Origin of the sequence: Streptomyces sp. NBC_01077, assembly GCF_045162855.1 — a bacterium.
Taxonomy (GTDB): Bacteria; Actinomycetota; Actinomycetes; order Streptomycetales; family Streptomycetaceae; genus Streptomyces.
Genome location: NZ_CP108669.1, coordinates 8,516,430 through 8,538,187, shown reverse-complemented (window position 1 = coordinate 8,538,187; position 21,758 = coordinate 8,516,430). Strand labels below are relative to the sequence as shown.

Genomic DNA, 21,758 nt, shown 5'->3' with positions numbered 1-21,758 from the left:
GCTCTCCTCCTGTGTCAGTACTGCCGCCAGTACCGGTGTCAGTACCGCTGCGCCTTGGTGAGCCTCGGGGTCAGCACCGGCTCGGGAGGCTGCCTGCTGATGACCAACGGCTGTTTGCGTTCGCCCGGTTCGAGGTCCTCGGCACCGACGAACTGCGTCTCGACGACCTTGCCCGAAGGGTCGAGGAAGTCGACCTGTACGGCGTAGGAGGCTTCCTCTGCCGTCCTGTTGGTGATGGTCACGACGACGGTCAGCACACCGCCGGTGTCCGCCCGGGGCTTGCCGGTCATCGCGACCTCGGCCAGCGCGTTGCCCCGGCCCTGCACGCCCTTCAGGGCGTCCTGGGCCGCCTGGCGGGAACGCTCGATCTCCGCCCCGATGGACGCCTTGCGCTCGGCCTCCCGTGCGGAGGCCGAGGCCGCCGCGGAGGAGGCGGACGCCCGGGCGGACTCGACCACCTCCGCCGCCGAGGAGGCGACGGAGGAGGGCAGTTCACCCGAGAAGCCGGCCGTGTCGGGGGCTGTGGGGCGTTCGCTGAAGGTGGGACCGCCGGTGTCGTCGTTCCCGGTGTCGCAGGACACGAGGCCGACCGCGCCGAGGGCCGTGACGACGACGGCGGCGGCCGCGCTCACCGCCCGGGCGCGGACCGACCGGCTCGCGCGCGCCGATGTGGGGTTCACAGGATGCGTCCTCTTCTCGTGAGCGGTCGTTCTCGTGTGCGGTCGTCGTCAGTAGCGCAGGACACCGGCGATGCGGCCCATGTCGAGCAGGGCGTCGTCGCGGACGAACTGGACCTCGGCGCCGGTGTCGAGGGCGCGCTCGACGATCTCGTCGACCATGTCGTCCCGCGCCTCGGCCTCGGAGGGCTCGGCGGGTTCCAGATGGTCGCCCTCGTCCCGTACGACGGTCCGGTAGTGGTCCTCGACGGCGAGGAGCCGGATCCGGCCGTCCTTCACGGCCTGCCACACCTCGTCGATGCCGCCGGCGAACTCGCGCCGTCCCCGGGCCGCGTCGAGTTCGGCCAGGACGGTGGTCGCCGCCGCGGCCTCGCGGGCGGCGCGGGCGGGCTCGACGGCCTCGTGGACCGCGGTCGCCGGTCCCTTCGCGAGCCCTCCGTGGTGGATGGCTGTCGCACCTTGCCGGCCCTGCCCGGTGTCCTCCAGGAGCGCGAGGGCGGCGGGTTCACCGATCACGTACAGCGGGCGCGGCTCGGAGGCGAGGACGGCGCGCAGTGCCGTGTGCGCCTCGCGCAGGAACTGGCGGGTGGCCTCGTCCTGGAAGGTACTGGGGAGGTCGCCGATGCGCTCCTTGCGCTCCGCGTCCGGGTCTTCGAGGCTGCGGGTGAGCGGGAAGCCGTCCCCGGTGTGCTCGGTGACCCGCTCGGGGCTGCCGCTCCACAGCGAGACGCGGTCGGCCGCGACCGCGAGCGCCCACGAGGGCTGCTCGGCGGCCTGGGCGGCGACGAGGTTGCGGGTGAGGAAGGTGTCGGCGAGGACGACGCGCTCGGGGACCGACCGGGCCACCGTCCACACGTAGTGCTCCCCCGGGGCGACGAAGATCACCAGGCCGTCCTCGGCGTGCGCGAGGTCGGTCTCGGCCACCGCCCGGCGCAGTTGGTCCAGGACGTCGGCGCGCCGCTCGCGGGACACCGCCGGGTCGTCCTGGATCGCCTTCTCCGCCGCGGCCACGAGGTTGCGGAGGCGGACGGGATCCTGGGCGTTGTCCGGCTCGCGGCGGTGTGTGGGCATCACGAGGGACACGGCGGGGTACGGGCGGGGCTGTCGCAGCTTCGCGAGTACGTCGCTGCTGAGCGCGGGGTCCATGGGGAAGCCTTCCTGGCGAATTGCGGCGGTTCTGCGGGCGGGGCGGCCGGCTACTGGGGGCCGGCGAGCTGCTCGGCCAGGTCCTTCTCGTCCTCGTCGCTGAGCGAGGTCTTGAGGACGGTGCCGCCGTGCGGCTGCATGGCCACCGTGAACTTGTCGTCGGTGATCTTCGAGGCCATGATCACGACGGCGGACGAGCCGGGCTTGAGGAGGTCCTCCACCTGCCGGCGGAACCGGTCGTCGACGCCGGACTTGCTGAGTTTGCCGACGAGGCCGCCGAGGGCGGCTCCCGTCAGGAGTCCCACGCCGGGAAACAGGAAGAGGAGGCCGAAGATGGCTCCCCACATGGCCCCGGAGGCGGCGGAGACGCCGACGATACGGCTGTTGGTGTCGACGTGGGTGCTGCCGTCGGCGTCCACGGAGACGACGGCGAGACCGTTCAGATGCACGACGTAGTCGCGTTGCAGATCCTGCACCGTGTCGTACGCCCGCTCGGCCACCTGGGGGTCGTCGTATCCGATGACGATGAGCTCAGCCATTCCCGCCTCCTGGGAGAAGGGATCCTCAAGGTCTCCCTTCCTGTGGAGAGCCCCGGACGGCCTCTCCGGGGCCACGAAATGTCATCTTGTCCCGATATGTACAGGGTCGCGACTCGGTGTCCCCTCAACGGGCGAAAGCGCCCCGCGCCGGCTGGACCGAAGCCGGTGCGGGGCGCCTGCTGCGGCACCCCGGGGAACGGGGGCCGCCGTACGGATCGGCTACGCCACCGGCTGCTGCTGGGTGACGCAGTGGATGCCGCCGCCGCCCGTGCCGAGGCGGTCGATGTTCAGCTGCTCGATGACACGGTCGGGGTAGAGGCGGGCCAGGGTGGCCTTCGCCGCCTGGTCCGCCCGGGTGTCGCCGAAGTGGGCACTGATCACGGCGCCGTTGCAGAGGTAGAAGTTGGCGTAGGAGGCGAGGAACTCCTGGTCGGTGGAGCGGATCTTGTAGTAGTCCGGTCCCTGGAGGCGCATCGTGTCCATCGGGACGCCGGTGGCGGTCGTCGAGGCGGACAGGACGCTGAACTGCTGGCGGGCGTCCTTGGCGTAGGCGTCGTTGTCGGACGCGAGGGGCATCTGGACGAGGGCCTCGCCGGGGGCGAGGAAGCGGGACGTGGCGTCGACGTGGTCGTCGGTGATGTCCTGGCCGCGGACACCGTCGAACCAGATCACCTTGGAGGCGCCGTAGGCCTCGCACATGGCCGCCTCCAGCTGCCGCTCGGACACCCCGGGGTTGCGGTTGCGGTTCACGAGGCTGCTGCGGGTGGCCATCAGGGTGCCGGCGCCGTCCTGCTCGATGGCTCCGCCCTCGCCGACCAGGTCGGCGTAGGTGATCGGCACGCCCACGTAGGAGGCGATCCGTCCGGCGACGAGGGCGTCCTTGGCGTGGGTCTGCTTGTTGCCCCAGCCGTTGAAGTTGAGGCCGACGGCGTCCAGACCGCCGGTCCCGTCGGTACGGAAGACGGGCCCGGTGTCACGCATCCAGCAGTCGTCGACGGGGATGGAGCTGATGACGGTGACCGTGGAGCCGCACAGCTGACGGGCCTTCGCCGCGCTTGCGGAGTTGGCGCACATCACGACCGGTTCGTACTTCGCGACCGTGCGGGCGATCAGGGCGATGTCCGCCTGGACGCCGCTCAGCTTGTTGCCCCAGATCGACGTGCTGTCCGGCCAGGCCATCCACGTACGGGAGTGCCGGACGTCCTCGACCGGGACCCTGAAGGTGCCCGCGGCCGCGGTGGCGCGGGCGTTGCCCTGGGTGGTCGTCGCGAGGGCCGCGCCCGCGGCGGTCGCGCCGGCCGCGATGAGGAATCCGCGCCTGTTCAGGCCCGGTCGGGCGTGCCGCCGGTTCGCGCCGGCGGGGTTCGCCTCAGGTCGGTTCACTGCTGCCTCCTGTGTGCTGGGTGGGCGGTGCGAGGGGGGACGCGAGCTCCTGCCGGGCCGCCGCGATCCGGTCGGGGTTCCAGCCCGGGTGCGGGACGGACGCCAGGAGGAGCCGGGTGTACGGGTGTTGCGGCGCGGCGAGCACCTCTGCGGTGGCGCCGGCCTCGACGACGCTGCCGTGGCGCATGACGAGGACCTCGTCGGTGACGCACCGGACCACGCCGAGGTCGTGGGTGATGAACAGGTAGCCGATGGGAGTCTGTTCGCGGATGTCGGCGAGCAGGTTGAGGATCTGGGCCTGCACGGACACGTCGAGGGCGGCGACGGCCTCGTCGAGGACGAGGACCGCCGGTTCGACGGCGAGGGCGCGGGCGATGGCGACGCGCTGGCGCTGGCCGCCGGACAGCCGGCGGGGCAGGGCGTCGGCGGCGCGGGTGCCGAGGCCCACCTGGTCGAGGAGTTCGCGGATACGGGGTTCGGGGTCCCGGTCGGGGAAGTGCAGGCGCAGGGTCTCGCGCAGGACCCCGTCGACGCTGGTCCTCGGGTCGAGGGACAGATAGGGGTCCTGGAAGACCATCTGTACCTCGCGGGCCCTGGCCAGGCGCTGTTCCCGGCCGCGTGCCCGGGCGGGCCGGACCCGGCCCCGTACGCGTACCTCACCCGCGTCCGCCCGTTCCAGGCCGACGACGATGCGCGCGGTGGTCGTCTTGCCCGAGCCGGAGCCGCCGACGATGCCGAGCGAGCCTCCCTCGGGGAGGGTGAAGGACACGCCGTCCACGGCGTGGACGGGTCCGAAGCTGCGCCGCAGGTCCACGGTCTGCAGAAGGGGTTCAGGCATCGACGACGCTCCCTTCGGTGACGAGACGGTCGCTGTGGTGGCAGGCGGCGAGGTGCACCGGTGGCCCGTCGGTGGGCCGTGGTTCCGGCGCCACTTCCTCGCAGATCTCGGTGGCGAGCGGGCAGCGGGCAGCGAAGGCGCAGCCGGTGAGAGGTGTCCGCAGGTCCGGCGGCTGTCCGGGGATGGCGGCGAGCCGGCCGCCCGGGGTGGTCAGGCGGGGCGTGGACGCGAACAGGGCCGCGGTGTACGGGTGGCGGGGGCGCGCGAAGAGGGCCTCGGCGGGGCCCGTCTCGGCGATCCGGCCGGCGTACATGACGTACACGCGGTCACTGATCGCCGCCGCCAGGTCGAGGTCGTGGGTGACGAAGAGCAGTCCGGTGCCGAAGCGTTCCCGCAGTCGGGCGAGAAGGGCGATCACCTCTGCCTGGGTGGTGACGTCGAGCGCGGTGGTGGGTTCGTCGGCGAGGAGAAGGGCGGGGTCGCCCATGAGCGCGGCGGCGATCATGACGCGCTGGAGCATGCCTCCGGACACCTGGCTCGGATACTTCCGCAGGGCGGTGTCGTCCAGACCGACCGCTTCGAGGAGCTCGACGGCGCGCGCGGTGGCCGCCGTCCGGTCCATGGTCCGGGCCGAGCACACGCCCTCGGTGAGGAAGTCACCGATGCGGCGCAGTGGGTTGAGAGCCGCCCGCGGGTCCTGGAAGATCATGGCGACGGTCTCCGCGCGCAGGGCGCGCAACCGGTCCGTGCCCATGGCCAGGACGTCGTGCCCTTCCACGAGCACCGTGCCTTCGGTGGTGGCGCCGGGCGGCAGCAGGCCGAGGGCGCTGCGTGAGGTGAGGGTCTTCCCGGAGCCGGACTCGCCGACGAGGGCGACGGTCTCGCCGCTGCCGACGGCGAGGTCGATGCCGTCGAGGACGGGCCGGGCGGTTCCGGGGAGGGCGATCCGCAGGCCTCGGATGTCGAGCGTCGTGGTCGCGGGGGTCTTGGAGTGGTCTGGTGTCATCGGTCTCTCCTGGCGACGCGGTCGGCCCAGCGCTCGCCGACCACGTTGAACGCGACGACGGTCAGGACGACGAGGAGGCTCGGCAGGATCGCGGAGAGCGGGTAGCCGTACTGGACGGCCGTCTGGCCGTCGAAGACCATGCGGCCCCAGTCCGGTGTGAGCGGCGGTACGCCGAGGCCGAGGAAGGACAGGCCGGCCAGGTCCATGAGGGCGTAGCCGAAGTTGATGGTGGACTGCGCGAGGACGACGGGCGCGATGTTGGGAAGGAGGTGGCGCAGGCAGATCTGGAGCGCCGAGTGGCCCTGCACCAGGTAGGCGCTGACGTAGGGGCGGGCGCGTTCGGCCAGGACGAGGGAGCGGGTGAGCCGGCTGACGTACGGCAGGTAGGCCAGGCCGAGGGCGACGACGGGGGCGAGCAGCCCTTCGCCGTACACGGAGATGACGAGGACCGCGAGGAGCATCCCGGGGAAGGCGAAGACGAGTTCGGTGGCGCGGGAGAGGACCGAGTCGAGCCAGCCGCCGCGCCAGGCCGCCGCCGTGCCGATGGCGACCCCGGCGAGCGTGGAGAAGACGACGACGCCGAGCGGACCGAGCAGGGAGGTGCGGGCGCCGAGGAGCAGCCGCGAGAGAGTGTCGCGGCCCGCGGCGTCGACGCCGAACGGGTGCTCGGCGGAGGGCCCGGCGAGCGCGGCCCCGAGGTCGACGGCGTTGGGGTCGTGGGGCGCGAGCCAGGGCGCGAGGAGCGCGGCGAGGACCACGGTCCCGACGAGGCCGAGCGAGACGAGGTGCAGGGGCGAACGACCGGACGAGGCGCGGAGTCTGCCGAGTCCGGGCCGCCGCGTGAGCACGGTACTCATGCGTCCACCCCTCTCGTGCCGAGGGTGATCCGGGGGTCGACGAGCGGCAGCAGCAGGTCGACGATCAGGTTCACCGTCATGAACAGGGCCACGATGATGAGGGAGATGGCCTGGACGGTCGGGAAGTCCTTGGTCGTGGTGGAGAGTTCGAGGAGCTGCCCGATGCCGCCGATGCTGAAGGCGGTCTCCACGAGGATCGTGCAGACCAGCAGGGTGGAGACGATCAGTCCCCCGGTGGTGAGGACGGTCCCGAGCGAGTTGCGCAGCACGTGCCGGCGGATGACCTGCCGCTCGGGGACGCCCCGGCTTCGGGCGACCGTGACGTGTTCACCGGCGAGCGCTTCGAGCATCGCCGAGCGGGTGACCCGGGCGAGCATCCCGATGAGGTAGAGCGCGAGGGCGACCGCCGGGAGGGTCAAGTGCCAGACCTGGTCGAGGAATCCGTCACCCGCGCCGCCGCTGGGGAACCAGCCGAGCTTGACGGCGAAGAGGCCCTGGAGCAGGACGGCGGCGACGAAGGACGGGGTGCCGACGGCGAGGGTGGTGGCGACGAGGACGGCCGAGTCGGTGGCTCCGCCGCGTACGGCGGCGATCCGGCCCAGCAGCAGACCGAGGGTGACCACCACGATGAGCGCCATGACGATGAGCAGCAGGGTGGTGGGCAGGCGGTCGGCGAGGATCCGGGAGACGTCGGTGCGGTAGGTGAGGGAGCGGCCGAAGTCGCCCTGGACCATGTCGCCGAGCCAGCGCAGATAGCGCACCGCGAACGGGTCGTCGAGGTGGTACTGGGCGTTGACGGCGGCGAGCGCCTCCGGGGAGGCCGAGCGGCCCGAGAGCAGGAAGCTCGCGGGGCTGCCCGGCGCCAGGTACATCGCGCCGAAGACGACGAACGACGCGACGAGGAGGGTGGCCGCCATCTCGGCGGCCCGCCGGACGGCGAATCTCACGAAGTTCACGGCGCGGCCCCCACGTCGGCGGCCCACGGGTAGTACATGTACGCGATGGTCGTGGGGGCGCCGGTGATCCTCTTGTTGAGGAAGACGGCGGTGGGCCACTCCGCGACCGGGATCCACGGCAGCTGCTCGGCGGCCAGCTTCTGGAGCTCGGTCTCGATCCGGAGCCGGGCGTCCCGGTCGTAGGTGGCGGTGGCCCGGTCGACGAGCTCGTCGTACCGCTTGTCGCTGTAGCCCGCGAAGTTGAGGTACGCGCCGGTCCTGAAGTTGGTGAGGAGGTCCAGCGGGTCGGTGATCGAGTCGTAGTAGGTGAGCGGGAACATGTCGATGCCCTTGCGCGCCTCGGGGTCGGTGAAGAGGGCCGTGAAGGCGTTGGGGGCGACGGACTTGAGGTTGATGTTCAGCCCGATCCGGCTGCCGGCGCCCTGCACGGCGGTGGCGAGGAGCGAGACGTCCTGGCCGATCGAGCTGGTGGCGACGGTCAGGGTCTTGCCGGTGGCGCCGGCCTCCTGGACGAGCTCGCGGGCCTTCTCGATGTCCCGGTCGGTGGGCGGCAGTCCCGCGAAGGCCGCCTTACGGGTCTCCGGCGACGCCCCCGCCCAGACGGCGCGGGTGGTGAGGGAGTTGGTGACGCTGCCCGCGCCGCCGAGTCCCGCCTTCACGAAGCCGGAGCGGTCCAGGGCGAGGGAGAGCGCCTTGCGGACGCGGACGTCGCCGAGCGGGCCCTTGATGTCGGTGACGTTGACGTTGACGGTGCTGAGGCCCTCGCCGAAGTAGAGGGTGCCGACGCCGCTGCCCTTGAGGCGGGCGTAGCTCTCGGTCGGGATGAGGTAGCCGCCGTCGGCCTCCCCGCTGAGCAGGGCGTTGGTCCGGGCCGAGGGATCGGTCAGGAAGCGGAAGACGACCTTGCCCGCCTTGGCCCGGGTGCCCCAGTAGTCGTCGAAGCGGTCGAGTTCGAGCGACTGCCCCTTCTGCCAGGCTCCCAGCGAGAACGGCCCGGTGCAGGCGAGGCCGCCGGACGTGCCGTAGTCCTTCCCGGCGGCGGTGACTCCGGCCCTGGAGGCGACGACACCCGCGGCGGTCGCCATGTACTGGGGGAACTGGGAGTCGGGCTTCTTGAGCTTGACGGTGACCTGGAGCGGGCCCGTCCTCCGTATGGAGGCCACGTTCTCGAAGTTCTGCGCCCAGGCCGCCGCGTTGTTCGGGTCCATCTGGCGGCCGAGGCTGAACACGACGTCGTCGGCGCTCATGGTACGGCCGTCGTGGAAGCGCACCCCGCTCCGGAGGTCGTACACCCAGGTGGTCGGGTCGGGGTTGGACGCCTTCCGGGCGAGGCCCGGTTCGAGCGTGAGGCCGGGGGTCCAGCGCATCAGGCTCTCGCACACGTTGGAGAGGACGGTGTTCTGCGGGTAGTCGAACGCCACGGTGTAGTCGAGCGTCGGCGGCTCGGCGTACACGGCCCAGGTGAAGGAGTCGATGTCCCCCTTGGGCTTCGGCGTCCCGGCGGAGAGCGCGTACGACGACCCTGGGCCGTCCGTCCCGTCGCGCGGCGGACCGGCACAGGCGGCGAGCACGGCGCACGAGGACAGGACCGCGAGCGCGGCCCGCGCGGCCGTCGCGGGGACGGAGCGGCCGCGGAACGGACCGGGGCGGCGTCTGAAGACGCGGGGTGGGGGTGCGGGTGTCATCGTCGCGCTCTCTTTCGGTACGGCGGGCTGGGCGGCGTTGCTGAGGCTGGACGGCGGTGCTGAGGTGGGGGTCGTCACACGGCCGGGCGGGCCGCCGGGATCTGCTGGGTGATGCAGTGCACTCCGCCACCGCCGTACGCGATCACCGGCGCCCGCACCCCGACGACCTTGCGGTCCGGGTAGGCGGTGGCGATGACCTCGAGGGCGGCCATGTCCTGCGGCACACCGGCCACCGGGACTACGACGCCGCCGTTGGCGACGTAGAAGTTCAGGTACGAGACCTCCACCTGGCCGCCGGCGACCTCGGCGAACGCGACCTGGGGGACGTCGACGATCTCCAGGGCGCGGCCCCGGGCGTCGGTGGAGACCTCCAGGACCGCGCGGTTGGCGCGCATCCGGGCGTAGTCGGGGTGCTCGGGGTCGTCGGGCAGGGAGACGACGACCTTGCCGGGGGCGGCGAAGGCGCAGACACCGTCCACGTGACCGTCGGTCTCGGTGTCGAGGAGTCCGCCGTACGGCAGCCAGATCACCTTGCTGACGCCGAGCCGGCTCTTGAGCTCGGCCTCGATCTGCTCGCGGGTCAGGTCCGGGTTGCGGTTGGGGTGGAGGAGGCACTGCTCGGTGGTGATGAGCGTGCCCTCGCCGTCGACGGTGATCGCACCGCCCTCCAGGATCATCTCGGAGGCGATGCGGTCGACACCGAGGTGCTCCAGGAGCAGGGCGCTGATCCGGTCGTCGGAGTCGTAGGGGTGGTGCTTGCGGCCCCAGGCGTTGAAGCGGAAGTCGACGCCGGCACGGCGTCCGTCGCCGTCCAGGACGAACAGCGGCGCGGAGTCGCGGAACCAGGAGTCGTCGAGGGGCAGTTCCACGACGGTGACGTCCTCGCCGCAGTGGGCGCGGGCGTCGTCGCCGAAGCCGGGCGGGGCGACCATGGTGACGGGTTCGAACCGCGCGACGGCGCGGGCGACGTCCGCGCACTCCTGCTTCACGGCGTCCAGGACGTCGTTCCACAGGTCCCCGCGGGTGGGCCACGCCATCAGACAGCCCTCGTGCGCGGACCATTCGGCGGGCATACGGAACTCGGTCATCGGTGTCTCATTTCGATCGTTGGGAAGGATCGTGTCCCTAACTGAATTTTCAGTCAAGAGCGTGGGCGTGAAAAAAGAGTGTGCGCCGGCTCAGAGGAAGTAGAGACGGCTGAGGGAGACCTCACGCGCCGGCTCCGAGCGCAGCGGTGCACCGTCGAGCGTCACCAGGCCGTCGCGCGCGTCGACCTGGACGTCCCCCACGCGCGCGTTGCCGATCATGTTCGCGGGTCCGATGCCTCGGGTGCCCCGCACGGCGACCCTGCGGCGCCTGGTGGCCATGGCGTCGTACGGGCGCCCGAAGGATCCGGACTCGGCGGCGGCGCGGCTGACGAAGGCCACGGAGAGGTCGGCGGGCGCGGCGCCGTGCGCGCCGAACAGCGGTCCGAGGACGAGCGGTTCACAGGTGTCGGTGGCGGCGTTCGGATCGCCGGTGACTCCGTAGGCGGGGAAACCGTTCTTGATGACCATCTGGGGCTTGGCTCCGAAGAACGGTGGCCGCCACAGCACGATGTCGGCCAGTTTGCCGACCTCGATCGAACCGATCTCGTGCGCGAGGCCGTGGGCGATCGCCGGGTTGATGGTGAGCTTGGCGACGTACCGCAGCACGCGCGCGTTGTCGTCGTCCGGGCCGTCGCCCTCAAGGGGCCCCAGCTCGGCCTTCATCTTGCCCGCCATCGCGAACGTACGGCGGACGGTCTCCCCCGCCCTTCCCATCCCCTGCGCGTCGGAGGAGGTGATGGCAATGGCGCCGAGGTCGTGCAGGACGTCTTCCGCGCCCATGGTCCCGGCCCGGATCCGGTCGCGCGCCATGGCGGCGTCACCGGGGAGGTCGGTCTTGAGCGCGTGGACGGAGACGATCATCCCGTAGTGCTCGGCGACTGCGTCGCGGCCGAAGGGGAGCGTGGGGTTGGTGGAGGAGCCGATGACGTTCGGGACGCCCGCCATCTTCAGGACGTTGGGTACGTGGCCGCCGCCGCAGCCCTCGATGTGGAAGGCGTGGATCGTACGGCCGTCCAGGACCCGCAGGGTGTCCTCGACCGAGAGGCACTCGTTCAGGCCGTCGCTGTGCAGGGCGACCTGGACGTCGTACTCCTCCGCCACGCGGAGCGCCGTGTCGAGGGCGCGGGTGTGGGCGCCCATGTCCTCGTGGACCTTGAAGCCGGACGCACCGCCCTCGGCGAGCGCCTCCACGAGCGGAGCCGGGTCCGAGGACGAACCACGGGCCAGGAAGCCGATGTTGACCGGCCAGGCGTCGAAGGCGTTGAACGCGTGACGGAGCGCCCACGGCGAGTTCACGCCGACACCCCAACTCGGCCCGATCTCCTGGCCGATGATCGTGGTGACACCGCTCGCGAGCGAGGCCTCCATGATGCGCGGGGAGAGCAGGTGGACGTGGGTGTCGACGGCTCCGGCGGTGGCGATCAGACCCTCGCCCGGAATCATGGTCGTTCCCGTGCCGACGACGACGTCGACCCCGTCGAGGGTGTCGGGGTTGCCGGCCCGGCCGATCGCGTGGATCCGGCCCTCACGGATACCGACGGACACCTTGCGGATGCCCAGGACGGCGTCGATCACCAGGACGTTGCTGATCACGACGTCACAGGTCTCGCGGACGGCCGCCGCCTTCAGATGCAGACCGTCGCGGGCGGTCTTGCCGAAGCCGGCCAGGAACTCGTCCCCCGGCTTCTGGGAGTCGGACTCCACCCGGACGACGAGCCCGGAGTCACCCAGCCGGACCCGGTCCCCCGCGCGGGGGCCATGGACGGTGGCGTACTCGTGCGGGTCGACGTGCCGGCTGGTGCCGGGGACGCAGTGGTCGCTGTGCCTCGTGGGCCTGCTCATGCGCGTATTCCTTCCGAACCGACTTCCGGGGCGGCTTCCGGGCGGGCTTCCGGGCCGGGCGCCTCGGTGACCGTGGCCGGCTCCGCGCCCAGGTAGCCGCAGGCCGCGGCCCGTTCCAGGGCCCGGTTCCTGGCGCCGGGCGCGTCGAGCGGACCGTCCACCAGGCCGGCGAAGCCGATGGCGATACGGGCGCCGCCGACCGGGACGAGGCCCACCTCGACGACCTGGCCGGCGTCGAACCGTGTCGACGAGCCGGCGGGGGCGGCGAGCCGCATGCCGTACGCGGCGGCGCGGTCGAAGTCGAGGCGCGGATTGGCCTCGAAGAAGTGGAAGTGCGAGGTGACGCTGACGGGCACGCTCGCCGTGTTCCGCACCGCGAGGGTCACGACCGGCTCCGGCGTGGTGATGACCTCGGGGCCGGGCAGTACGGCACCGGGGGCGCCGTCGTTCCTGTCCTGGGCGCCGAACGGCTCGCCGACGACGGCGAGCCGGGTGCCGTCGTCGAAGACGGCCTCGACCTGGATCTCGGTGACCACGTCGACGACCCCGGGCAGCACGTCGTCGGGGCCCAGCGTGCCGCGTCCCCGCTCGACGGCCTCGGCCAGGCGCAGGCCGTCACGGGCCGCCTCGCAGACCGTGTCCGCGATGAGCGCGGTCGCCTCGGGGACATTGAGCCGCAGACCGCGCGCGTGGCGGGCACGGGCGAGTTCGGCGGCGGTGAACAACAACAGACGGTCCCGCTCGGTGGGGGTCAACGGCATGTCGGCCTCGCGTACGTCACGTACATGGGGGTGCTTCCTTCCTCCCCGGCGAAGAGGCGGGGAGAGAGAGGGGGCGGGCGCTGCGCCTCGGCCGCTCGCTCCCCCTGTGGGGCGAGCGGGGCCGGCGAGCCCGGCGATGCCCACACTGTGGCACTGACTGAAAAATCAGTCAAGAGATGAAGCAAGCGTGAACAGCGCATAGGGAGAGGGGGTGACGCGGGGCCCTGATTCCGGCCACGGACCAGGGGGTGCCTTGCCCATCAGGCCGGTCGCGAGCCCGGCCTGATCGGCAAGGCACCCTCTACGGCTGACGCGGCTGGGCAAGCTCCACGGACTACGGCTGACGCAACGAGGCCAGCTCCACGGACTACGGCTGCCGCAGCGAGGCCAGCTCCACATCGACGGCTTCCCGCAGCAGCGTGCGCGCGTGGTCGATCGCGAGGCCGCCGCTCAGCCAGCGCATGCTCAGGCCCTCCAGGAGGGCCGTGAGCCGTTCCGCGGCAGCGGCGAGCGTGGCCGCCGGTGCCATGGGCTGCACCTGGCCCAGGAGCGCGGCCACTTCCTGCACCCAGACCAGGGTCGCCCGCGCCAGGTCCTCGCGCAGGACCGGGTCGAAGACGGCGCTCGCCCGCAGCTCGCCCCAGGCCGAGCTGTTCTCCCGTACCTCCGGGGTGTCCTGGAGTTCCAGGAGGAGGACCTCGTCGAGCTCCTCGCGGGCGCTGAGCGGCTCCTCGTCGGGGTCGCGCAGCGTGGTGTACCGCTCGGCGCGGTCGTTGATGAACTCCAGCGTGTGCCGCAGGATCCCGGTCCGGTCCTTGAAGTGGTAGTAGATGAGGCCGGTGGAGACCCCGGCCTCCGCGGCCAGTTCCTCCACGCGAAGGCCGCGCACCCCGCGCCGGGCGATCACCCGGGCGGCCGCTTCCAGGATCTGAGTACTGCGAGACGACATGCCGTGAACCCTATCCGGACGTCGGGTCGATGTGATCGCCGCCGTCGTTCTGCCTCCCGGCTCCCGGCTCCCGGCTCCCGCTCAGCGGTTCGTCCGGTGCTCGCTGACCACGACCGTGACGGGGCCGCCGGCGGGACCCGCCTCGACCAGCCGCGCGATGACGAGCCGTCCGCCGTCGGAGCTGCGGACGCAGAACGGCCGCTCGTCGGCGAGGTCGTCGAGCGGCAGGCGCGTGACCGGTTCCGAGTCGATCCCCCGCTCGCAGTCGGCGGGGCTCAGCGAGTAGCCGGAGGCGACGAAGGCGTCCGTGTTCCCGGGCACGACGAGCTCCTCGCCCTCGCGGGCGAGGTACCAGGTCGCGGTCTCGGCGGGCACCACCTTCCCGGCGGCGAGATCGAACTCGTAGCCCTTGTCGGGTGCGGTCAGCTCCACCTCGGAGTAGCCACGCGCGTACGTGGTGCCGGGGGCGCCCCCGGACGGCGACTCCGGGGCGCTCAGGTAGTACACGGTGCCGCCACCGAGGGCGAGTACGGCGACGACGGCCCCCGCGAGCAGGGCCGTACGCCGACCGCGTCGCACGCGTGCGCCGGTCTGTGGCGACGGCTCGGAGGCGCCCTCGTCCGCCGGGACCCGCTGCGTGGGCAGCCGGACCGGAGCCGGGGTGGCCGCGCGCGTGGGCTGGGCGTGCGGAGGCGGCGACGCGGGATCCGTGTGAGGGGCGGGAGGGGAGTGAAGGGCCGGAGCCGAGTGAGGGGCGGGAGCCGAGTGAGGGGCAGGAGCCGAGTGAGGGGCGGGAGTCTGGCCCGCTCCCCGCCCCGCGATCTCCTGTCGCACCGCTCCGGGCAGCCAGCCCTCGGAGAACTCCGGCGTGGGGCCGACCGCCGGATGCGCGCGTACCGCCGCGATGAGCTCGGCGGGGGTGGGCCGTTCCTCCGGCCGCTTGGCCAGGCACCAGCCGAGAAGGGCGCGCAGCTCCCCCGACACGCGCGAGAGGTCGGCCGGCTCGTGGACCACCCGGTACAGCGCGGCCGATTCGGGACCGACCCCGAACGGCAGGGCCCCACCGGCCACGTACGCGGCGAGGGCGCCCAGCGCGAAGACGTCGGTCGCGGACGTCACCGGAAGGCCGAGCGCCTGCTCGGGCGCCATGTAGGCGGCCGTTCCGATGCGCACTCCGGTGCCCGTGAGCCCTGTGGTGTCGGCCGCTCGCGCGATGCCGAAGTCGATGACACGGGGTCCGTCCTCGGCGATCAGGACGTTCGCGGGCTTGAGGTCGCGGTGGACGACCCCCGCCGCGTGAATGGCCTGGAGGGCCTCCGCGATGCCCGCGACGAGAAGGAGGACCGTACGCGCCGGAAGCGGCCCGTGGCGCTCGACCACCTGCTGGAGGGAAGGCCCCGGAACGTACGCGGTGGCGAGCCAGGGAACGGCCTCGTCGACGCCGTGGTCCACCACCTGCGCCGTGAAGAGCCCGTGGATCCGGCATGCGCTCGCGACCTCCTGGGCGAACCGCCGGCGGAACTCGGGGTCGGCGGCGAAGTCCTCGCGGACGACCTTCACGGCGATCGGTCGCCCGCCCGGTGTGGAGGCGAGGTAGACGACACCCATCCCGCCGGCGCCGAGGCGGGCGTGCACCCGGTAGCCGCCGATCTCGGTGGGGTCGTCGAGCGACAGCGGCGCGCGGGCCGGCTGCGCCCCGGCGGGGTGGGTGGAGGACATGGGCGGCTCTTTCGGCGGTGCGGGACGGCACCCCGGGGCAGGTCGGCGACATCCGCGGCCCGGTGGTGCGCGTACGGGCACACGGCGCGCCCTGTACCTGATCGTGCCGTTGACTAAAGTTTCAGTCAACACGGGTCGGACCGCCTGGCCCGGGAACCGGAGAGTAGGAGTACGGAATGAGAGAGAAGGAATACGGAACCAAGGACCGGAGACGGGCGATCCTGGAAGCGGCCGCCCGGGTGATCGCGCGCCGAGGTGTGCGCGGGCTCCGGGTCGAGGAACTGGCCGCCGACGCGGGGGTCTCCAAGGCGCTCGTCTACTACCACTTCGAGGACCGCGCGGGTCTGCTGCGCAGCACGCTGGAGTTCATCGGAGCCCGCGCGGAGCGGTACACGCACCGGGATCCACCGCGCCCGCACACACCCGACTCCCCCCTCGGGGAGCTGGAGCGGCGACTTCTGCTGGAGCTCCAGGACGTGCCCGAGGTCCGGGAGAACAGCACGGCGTGGGGCGAGTTGCGGGCCGGCGCGGTCTTCGATCCCGAGCTGCGGAAGGAGCTGGCGCGGGCGCGCGTGGACTGGGTCCGCGAGGTCGCGGACCTCTTGGGCCCGGGAACCCCCTCGGTCCCGGACGCCGATCTCGTCGCGGCGGCGGAGCGGCTCACCGCCCTCCTGGAGGGGCTGAGCACCCGCTGGCTCATCGGGATCCTGCCGGTGGACCACGCGCGCGAACTGATGCGGGAAGCGGTCGCGGCGGAGGCGCACCTGCTGGGCCTGCCGGACCGGCAGGCGGTGTGCGCGGCGGGCTGACCGGACCGGCAGGCGGCATGCGCGGCAGCCTGACCGGACCGGGGCGTGGTGTCCACGGCGGGCCGACCGGACCGGCACGTGCGCGTCGAGCCCGTCCACGACGCACGCCCCCATCCAGTCCAGCGCGCCCGAAGGCACGCCCTCACTCATTTGACTGAAGATCCAGTCAGTGTCACAGTGACGCCACGGCCCACCCCCACTCACGTCCGGGTATCCCGTCTCCGTACGTCGGTCACCCGCGTGAAGCCCAGGCCCGCGAATCCCGCCAACGCCGCGTGCGCGTCATCACGATCCGCCCGCCGCCGCTGGATAGTCTCGCCAGCCCACGATCGGAGCACAGCGTGTCCCACCACCCTCCTTCCCGCCGCACGACCCTGCGCGCGTTCGCCGGCTTCGGTGGCGTCCTCGCCTTCGGCGCCGCGGCCTGCGGCCCAGGCGAGTCCACGCCTGCCGGTGCCACCGGCGCCTCCACCCGCCCGGCCACCGGCTCGGCCCGCCCCGCCTCCGAGGGCGGCGAGCGCCGCTTCGGAGCCGAGTGGGACAGCCACACCCGTACGTTCATGTCGTGGCCGGCGCTCGCCTCCGTCTGGGAGGGCGACCTGCCCTACGTACGGGAGGACATCGCCCGTATCGCCCGTGCCGTCGCCGAGTACGAGGCCGTCGTCATGATGGCCCGGCCGGACCAGGTCTCCGCGGCCCAGCGGGCGTGCGGCTCCCAGGTCGAGGTCATCCCGCTCCCGGTCGACGACCTGTGGGCCCGTGACATCGTTCCCGTCTTCGTGGAGGACGGCGGCGAGCTCATCGGGGTCGACTTCAACTTCAACGGCTGGGGCAACAAGCAGGAGCACACCAACGACGCCGAGGTGGGCCGTCTGCTGCTCCGCAAGTACGGCATCCCCCGCGAGGAGGCGCCCCTCGTCGCCGAGGGCGGCTCGTTCGAGACCGACGGCGAGGGCACACTCCTCGTCACCGAGAGCTCGATCGTCAACGACAACCGCAACCGGGGGAAGACCCGGGACCAGATCGAGGACGAGCTGATCGACGCGCTCGGCGTCGAGAAGGTGGTCTGGCTGGCGGGTGTGCGCGGCGAGGACATCACCGATGCGCACGTGGACAGTCTCGTACGGTTCACCGCGCCCGGCGTCGTCCTCCTGGACCAGGCGTTCCCCGGCTCGCCCGCCGACTCCTGGTCGCGCTCGGCGGACCAGGCCCGCTCGGTCCTCGAGAAGGCGACCGACGCGCGGGGCCGGCGCTTCGAGATCGTCGACCTGCCGCAGCCCGACCTCGACCGCATCACGGGTGAGGGCGACGACTTCGTGTCGACGTACGCCAATTTCTATGTCGCCAACGACTCGGTCTTCATGCCCAGGTTCGGCGACCGGACGGCCGACGACCGGGCGAAGGGCATCCTCCAGGAGCACTTCCCCAAGCGGGACGTCGTACAGGTCCAGATCGACACCATCGCCTCCGGTGGCGGCGGCATCCACTGCGCGACCCACGACCAGCCGGGCAAGCCCGCCGCCTGACGGCTCCTCCCCGCCTCCCTCCTCCCTTCTGCACTGGAGCACGGCCGTGTCCCTGAAGCGACGTCAACCACGGCCCCCCGGCGGGCCGCTGAGTACGGGACTCGTGCTCCTGGCCGTCGCGGCGGCCGCTCTGTGCGGGCTGTGGCTCCAGTTCGGCGAACGCCAGGACCTGGACACCCGCCACACCGCCGGAGGACAGGCTCCCGACCGGATCGACATCGACGCCTCCGTGCAGCGCGTCGACGCCGCCGGCCGGGAGCTGGTCCTGCGCCTCCTCGTCACCCCGCGCGGCGCGCTCGCGGAGGTGGGCGGCATCTCCCCCGCCGAGAACCTGACGCTCCAGACCTCGTCGTCCGTACGAGGCGACCTCACGTTCCCGGCGCACAGCCGGATCGCGACCGTCGACGTGCCCGTCACGCTGACGGGCGGCGCGATCACGGACTATCCGTTCGACGCGTACGAGACGGACATGGAGTTCGGCGCCGTGCAGGGCGGCGAGAGCGTCCCCGTACGCATGACGCTCACCAACCGGGACGCCCTGTTCTCCCTGGGTGTCGACACGTCGGAGATCAACGGTGCGGCCGTCTTCTCGGCGGAGGCGGCGCGCTCCCGCAGCGTGCTCGTCTTCGCCGTGTTCATGATGCTGGCGATGTGGGCCCTCGCCGTCGCCGTTCTCATGGGCGGCTGGCATCTCGTGCGGCGCCGCACGGGGCTGACCTGGCCGGCGCTCGGCTGGATGGCGGCCACGCTGTTCGCCCTGGCCGCCTTCCGGAACACCGCTCCGGGCGCGCCGCCCATCGGCAGTCTGCTCGACTACCTGGCGTTCTTCTGGGCCGAGACGCTGATCGCGTTCTGCGTGATCGTCGTGGTCGTCCGGGCCGTCCGCGCGGAGGACCCACCGCCCCCGCGCGGCGCGCCCGTCCCCTGACGAGGTCGTCCGTGACGCGCGGCGGCCGTCTCGTGACGTGACGCCGCCCGTCCCGTGACGCGGCCGGACGGCGCTGTCGTCTGCCCCACATGGGCGGGTCTGGTGCGGTCTGCGGAGTGTTCAGCCCGGGTGCCCCGCTCACCCGGACATAGTGCGGGGCATGACGCACACCCCCCTCTCCCCGCGCACGCGCACGCGTGCGCGTGCGCGGTCCCGCAGGGCTCTGCTCTGCGCCGCCCTCCTCGCGCTCACCGTCCAGACGACCGCCGTCGCCCCTGCGCTCGCAGAGGGTCCGGTCGGCCGTGGCGGATCCGACTGCGTGCGGACCCGGGGCCACCTCGACGGCAAGGCCCGCCAGGTCCTGGACATCACCCGCAAGGCCAAGAAGGACCTCCGTCTCAACGCCGTGCAGGTGCGGGTCACGATCGACGGGCGCGAGGTCCTCACGGACGCGCTCGGCGAGTCCATGACCGGCGTCCCGGCCGAGCCGGACATGCACTTCCGCGCCGGTTCCGTGGCCTTCGCGCATATCGCCACGGCCCTCCTCCGGCTGGTCGAGGAGCGGCGCGTCCGGCTCGACGACACGGTGGAGCGCTGGCTGCCCGACCTGCCCAAGGCGGACAAGATCACCCTGCGCATGCTGGCGACCAACACCACGGGCCTCCACGACTACGTCACCGACCCGGAGTTCCTGAAGGAACTGGAGGCACACCCCTTCCGGGCGTGGACCCCCGAGGAGCTGGTCGCGTTCCCGCTCCGCCACTCCTTCTGGTACGAGCCGGGCAAGAGCTGGAGCTACTCCCACGCCAACTACGTCCTCCTCGTCGCCGCGCTCGAGAAGATCACCGGAGTACGGATCGACCGGCTCGTGAAGGAGAAGGTCACGGGGCCGCTGGAGCTGCGTGACACGCAGAACAACTTCACGCCCGAGATCCCGCGTCCGGCCCTGCACGCCTTCACCTCGGAGCGCGGCCTGTACGAGGAGTCCACCTTCTGGAACCCCTCGTGGACCACCGCGCCCGGCGCGGTCATCACCACCCACATCTGCGACCTGGCCCGCTCGGCGCAGGCCATCGGCAGCGGCGAGCTGCTCTCACCCCGCTCGTACCGCACCCTGCTCAACCCGGGCACGGTCGGACTCGGCGGCGGGACCGAGACCTGCCCCGCGACGATCTGTCTGAAGCAGACAGAGGCCGCGCACTTCGGTCTCGGCGTCATCGTGGTCAACGGCTGGATCCTGCAGAACCCGTCGTTCTCGGGGTACGCGGCCATCCAGGCGTACCTTCCGTCCAAGCGTCTCGCCATCGCGGTCTCGTCGACCAAGACCGCGACCACGCCCGACGGCAACACGGCCGAGGTGGTCGCCGAGCGGATCGCGGCCGCGCTCGCGCCGGGGATCCCGCTCGCGATCGGCTGAGCCCCGGGGCGTGGACCTTCCCCACCGAGGCTCCGCCGCCCTCCGGCGGAGCCTCACCGGTCCGACGCATGGACGGCCGCTCCCGGAGCACGACCACGGCTCCCACGCGTCAGGTGGCCGCGCCGCTCTCCAGGATGCCCTTGAGGGTCCGCTCGTCCTTCGGCATCTCCTTCCGCACATGCGGACGGACGACCAGGGGGACGAGTGCCTTCCCGATGCCGTGCCCCTCGAAGTCGAGGGAGAGCGTCACGCGCGAGCGCTCGCCGTCGTCCAGTGGCTCGATCGTGCCCTGGATGTCGCCGCGTACCGGTCCGTCGATGCCGTGCACGTGCCAGTGGCGCGGCGGATCGAGCTCGATGACCTGCATGGTCGAGGTGAACTCCCGCCGCCCGAGCCGCCGTGTGACGGCGACCTTCGAGCCGACCGCGATGGGGTCGCCACCGAGCTTGCGGACCGAGACCGCGCTCTCCTGCCACTGGGGCAGATGCGTCGGGTCGGTCACGTAGGAGAAGACCTCCGCGGGCTTGCGGGCAATGTCGATGGATTCCTTGATGGCAGACATGGCGCCCTCTTCGTCCCCCACGTGGGCTTGGTGCTTCATACGAATCGTCCCATGTGAGGCAGACGGCTGCCACTGCCGGAGACCGGCCCACCGGCGCCGATCTGAGTACCGGTACTCATGGCCGGGAGCGGGGCCCGGCGGGACCATGTCGCCAAGGTGTGAACCGGCTCGGAGGGGGCGACATGAGCAAGGTCGTGGGTGTGTTCGTGGCTGCGGGGCTCGCGGTCGGCGCACTGGTACTGGCGTACGCGGTGGGGGTACCGCCCGGCACGTTGCTCGCCGTGGGGGCGGGGGCCCTCGGGCTGCTCTGGCTCCTGCTGCTCCTCACCGCTCCATGGAACCTGTACTTCCGCGCCCACGCGGTCCTCGCCGAGATCGCGACCAGCCGGGAGAAGGGGATCGCCGTCTCCAAGGAGCGGGACACCGAGGCACGGCGTATCGCGCGCGTGATGCTGCGGGTCGCCGTCGCCGGGCATGTGGTGACGGCCGGCGCGGCGCTCGCCGTTGCCGGGGCGACCGGCCGCGAGGCGGGCTACTGGTTCGCCGGGTTCTTCCTGATCAGTACGTTCTTCAGACCGGCCGGCGCGTACTTCGGTCAGCTGCGGCGCAGGCTCCACGTCCTGCTCAGGGACGTGACCTTCCCGCGTGACGACGTGGTGGCGCTGACCGGGCGGGTCGCCGCCCTGGAGAGCGGGGCCTCGGTGCTCGACGCCAAGGCGGAGGAGCAGTACCGGGCCCTCGCCGAGCTGCGCCGTACGGTGGACGCCGTCGCGCTCTCCTCGCATCAGCGCGCCGACGAGACCGACCGGAAGATCTCCGCGCTGGCGCGGGAGTTCGAGGCGACGGTGAACCGCCTCACCGACAACGAGGAGATCATCACCGGCCTGAAGGCCTTCCTGAGGCTGCTGCGCGCCACCGACGTCACCGAGGTCGCCGGAGGCCCCGCCTCTTCGTGACGTGCCCTCGCGCTCCCCGGCCGGCCGGCCCCGCGCCACACGCGCGTACCCTGGGTTCTCACACCGCGCCCGGCGCCGCTGTGTGACCAGCGTTACGGACCATGATCCGTCCGG

At 72.1% G+C, this 21,758-nt stretch carries 20 protein-coding genes; 5 read left to right on the top strand and 15 right to left on the bottom strand.

What is annotated here, in order from left to right:
• Positions 1 to 38: 38 nt before the first annotated feature.
• From OG462_RS38390 to OG462_RS38325, 14 genes are all read right to left on the bottom strand, one after another.
• Positions 39 to 680: an FxLYD domain-containing protein gene (locus OG462_RS38390; protein ID WP_406065158.1), complete on the bottom strand. Its 642-nt coding sequence runs from the start codon at positions 678 to 680 to the stop codon at positions 39 to 41.
• Between the two features lie 48 nt (positions 681 to 728).
• Complete coding sequence (locus OG462_RS38385; protein WP_406065156.1) at positions 729 to 1,823, bottom strand: chemotaxis protein; 1,095 nt, start codon at positions 1,821 to 1,823, stop codon at positions 729 to 731.
• A gap of 50 nt (positions 1,824 to 1,873) precedes the next feature.
• The gene (locus tag OG462_RS38380) at positions 1,874 to 2,362 is read right to left on the bottom strand and encodes a DUF1269 domain-containing protein (RefSeq protein WP_406065154.1); all 489 of its coding nucleotides are present in this window, start codon (positions 2,360 to 2,362) and stop codon (positions 1,874 to 1,876) included.
• A 219-nt stretch (positions 2,363 to 2,581) separates the two neighbouring features.
• The gene (locus tag OG462_RS38375) at positions 2,582 to 3,745 is read right to left on the bottom strand and encodes an agmatine/peptidylarginine deiminase (RefSeq protein WP_406065152.1); all 1,164 of its coding nucleotides are present in this window, start codon (positions 3,743 to 3,745) and stop codon (positions 2,582 to 2,584) included.
• Positions 3,732 to 4,583: an ABC transporter ATP-binding protein gene (locus tag OG462_RS38370; protein WP_406065150.1), complete on the bottom strand. Its 852-nt coding sequence runs from the start codon at positions 4,581 to 4,583 to the stop codon at positions 3,732 to 3,734. Before OG462_RS38370 ends, OG462_RS38375 begins: the two co-directional genes overlap by 14 nt.
• Entirely contained in the window at positions 4,576 to 5,589 is a 1,014-nt protein-coding gene (locus OG462_RS38365) for an ABC transporter ATP-binding protein (protein ID WP_406065148.1), read from the bottom strand. Before OG462_RS38365 ends, OG462_RS38370 begins: the two co-directional genes overlap by 8 nt.
• Positions 5,586 to 6,446, bottom strand: a complete 861-nt coding sequence (locus OG462_RS38360; RefSeq protein ID WP_406065146.1) for an ABC transporter permease — start codon at positions 6,444 to 6,446, stop codon at positions 5,586 to 5,588. Before OG462_RS38360 ends, OG462_RS38365 begins: the two co-directional genes overlap by 4 nt.
• Complete coding sequence (locus tag OG462_RS38355) at positions 6,443 to 7,402, bottom strand: ABC transporter permease (RefSeq protein ID WP_406065144.1); 960 nt, start codon at positions 7,400 to 7,402, stop codon at positions 6,443 to 6,445. Before OG462_RS38355 ends, OG462_RS38360 begins: the two co-directional genes overlap by 4 nt.
• Positions 7,399 to 9,087, bottom strand: coding sequence for an ABC transporter substrate-binding protein (locus tag OG462_RS38350; RefSeq protein WP_406065142.1), 1,689 nt, complete (start codon positions 9,085 to 9,087; stop codon positions 7,399 to 7,401). The genes OG462_RS38355 and OG462_RS38350 overlap by 4 nt, the downstream gene beginning before the upstream one ends.
• A 74-nt stretch (positions 9,088 to 9,161) precedes the next feature.
• Positions 9,162 to 10,175 carry an agmatine/peptidylarginine deiminase gene (locus OG462_RS38345; RefSeq protein WP_406065140.1) on the bottom strand — a complete coding sequence of 338 codons (1,014 nt, stop codon included), beginning with the start codon at positions 10,173 to 10,175 and terminating at the stop codon, positions 9,162 to 9,164.
• Positions 10,176 to 10,265: 90 nt separating this feature from the next.
• Complete coding sequence (locus tag OG462_RS38340; RefSeq protein WP_406065138.1) at positions 10,266 to 12,017, bottom strand: urease subunit alpha; 1,752 nt, start codon at positions 12,015 to 12,017, stop codon at positions 10,266 to 10,268.
• Positions 12,014 to 12,778 (bottom strand): urease subunit gamma, encoded by a 765-nt coding sequence (gene ureA, locus OG462_RS38335; RefSeq protein ID WP_406065136.1) that lies wholly within the window; start codon positions 12,776 to 12,778, stop codon positions 12,014 to 12,016. The genes OG462_RS38340 and ureA overlap by 4 nt, the downstream gene beginning before the upstream one ends.
• Before the next feature lie 367 nt (positions 12,779 to 13,145).
• Positions 13,146 to 13,727, bottom strand: coding sequence for a TetR/AcrR family transcriptional regulator (locus OG462_RS38330; protein WP_406065134.1), 582 nt, complete (start codon positions 13,725 to 13,727; stop codon positions 13,146 to 13,148).
• An 81-nt stretch (positions 13,728 to 13,808) separates the two neighbouring features.
• On the bottom strand, positions 13,809 to 15,446 hold the full coding sequence (locus OG462_RS38325) for a protein kinase domain-containing protein (protein ID WP_406065132.1): 1,638 nt from the start codon (positions 15,444 to 15,446) through the stop codon (positions 13,809 to 13,811).
• Positions 15,447 to 15,622: 176 nt separating this feature from the next.
• On the opposite strand from OG462_RS38325, the gene OG462_RS38320 reads away from it, so the two are divergent.
• The 4 genes from OG462_RS38320 to OG462_RS38305 all read left to right on the top strand — a co-directional run bounded on the left by OG462_RS38320 (position 15,623) and on the right by OG462_RS38305 (position 20,126).
• The gene (locus tag OG462_RS38320) at positions 15,623 to 16,255 is read left to right on the top strand and encodes a TetR/AcrR family transcriptional regulator (RefSeq protein ID WP_406065130.1); all 633 of its coding nucleotides are present in this window, start codon (positions 15,623 to 15,625) and stop codon (positions 16,253 to 16,255) included.
• 341 nt (positions 16,256 to 16,596) lie between these two features.
• Positions 16,597 to 17,781, top strand: a complete 1,185-nt coding sequence (locus OG462_RS38315; protein ID WP_406065128.1) for an agmatine/peptidylarginine deiminase — start codon at positions 16,597 to 16,599, stop codon at positions 17,779 to 17,781.
• A 46-nt stretch (positions 17,782 to 17,827) separates the two neighbouring features.
• The gene (locus tag OG462_RS38310; protein ID WP_406065127.1) at positions 17,828 to 18,709 is read left to right on the top strand and encodes a DUF4436 domain-containing protein; all 882 of its coding nucleotides are present in this window, start codon (positions 17,828 to 17,830) and stop codon (positions 18,707 to 18,709) included.
• Positions 18,710 to 18,869: 160 nt separating this feature from the next.
• Positions 18,870 to 20,126, top strand: a complete 1,257-nt coding sequence (locus OG462_RS38305; RefSeq protein WP_406065125.1) for a serine hydrolase domain-containing protein — start codon at positions 18,870 to 18,872, stop codon at positions 20,124 to 20,126.
• A 109-nt stretch (positions 20,127 to 20,235) separates the two neighbouring features.
• Here OG462_RS38305 and OG462_RS38300 read toward each other — a convergent pair whose 3' ends face one another.
• Positions 20,236 to 20,688, bottom strand: a complete 453-nt coding sequence (locus tag OG462_RS38300; RefSeq protein ID WP_406065123.1) for an SRPBCC family protein — start codon at positions 20,686 to 20,688, stop codon at positions 20,236 to 20,238.
• A gap of 182 nt (positions 20,689 to 20,870) precedes the next feature.
• Here OG462_RS38300 and OG462_RS38295 point away from each other — a divergent pair, with 182 nt between their 5' ends.
• On the top strand, positions 20,871 to 21,644 hold the full coding sequence (locus tag OG462_RS38295; RefSeq protein ID WP_406065121.1) for a hypothetical protein: 774 nt from the start codon (positions 20,871 to 20,873) through the stop codon (positions 21,642 to 21,644).
• The last annotated feature ends 114 nt before the right edge of the window (positions 21,645 to 21,758 follow it).

Bases quoted from the DNA above. Each gene is read 5' to 3' on its own strand.
- OG462_RS38300 (WP_406065123.1), bottom strand. From the start codon at position 20,688: ATGTCTGCCATCAAGGAATCCATCGACATTGCCCGCAAGCCCGCGGAG.
- OG462_RS38385 (WP_406065156.1), bottom strand. From the start codon at position 1,823: ATGGACCCCGCGCTCAGCAGCGACGTACTCGCGAAGCTGCGACAGCCC.
- OG462_RS38295 (WP_406065121.1), top strand. From the start codon at position 20,871: ATGAGCAAGGTCGTGGGTGTGTTCGTGGCTGCGGGGCTCGCGGTCGGC.
- OG462_RS38365 (WP_406065148.1), bottom strand. From the start codon at position 5,589: ATGACACCAGACCACTCCAAGACCCCCGCGACCACGACGCTCGACATC.
- OG462_RS38305 (WP_406065125.1), top strand. From the start codon at position 18,870: ATGACGCACACCCCCCTCTCCCCGCGCACGCGCACGCGTGCGCGTGCG.
- OG462_RS38320 (WP_406065130.1), top strand. From the start codon at position 15,623: ATGAGAGAGAAGGAATACGGAACCAAGGACCGGAGACGGGCGATCCTG.
- OG462_RS38370 (WP_406065150.1), bottom strand. From the start codon at position 4,583: ATGCCTGAACCCCTTCTGCAGACCGTGGACCTGCGGCGCAGCTTCGGA.
- OG462_RS38345 (WP_406065140.1), bottom strand. From the start codon at position 10,175: ATGACCGAGTTCCGTATGCCCGCCGAATGGTCCGCGCACGAGGGCTGT.
- OG462_RS38350 (WP_406065142.1), bottom strand. From the start codon at position 9,087: ATGACACCCGCACCCCCACCCCGCGTCTTCAGACGCCGCCCCGGTCCG.
- OG462_RS38325 (WP_406065132.1), bottom strand. From the start codon at position 15,446: ATGTCCTCCACCCACCCCGCCGGGGCGCAGCCGGCCCGCGCGCCGCTG.
- OG462_RS38330 (WP_406065134.1), bottom strand. From the start codon at position 13,727: ATGTCGTCTCGCAGTACTCAGATCCTGGAAGCGGCCGCCCGGGTGATC.
- OG462_RS38340 (WP_406065138.1), bottom strand. From the start codon at position 12,017: ATGAGCAGGCCCACGAGGCACAGCGACCACTGCGTCCCCGGCACCAGC.
- OG462_RS38360 (WP_406065146.1), bottom strand. From the start codon at position 6,446: ATGAGTACCGTGCTCACGCGGCGGCCCGGACTCGGCAGACTCCGCGCC.
- OG462_RS38380 (WP_406065154.1), bottom strand. From the start codon at position 2,362: ATGGCTGAGCTCATCGTCATCGGATACGACGACCCCCAGGTGGCCGAG.
- ureA (WP_406065136.1), bottom strand. From the start codon at position 12,778: ATGCCGTTGACCCCCACCGAGCGGGACCGTCTGTTGTTGTTCACCGCC.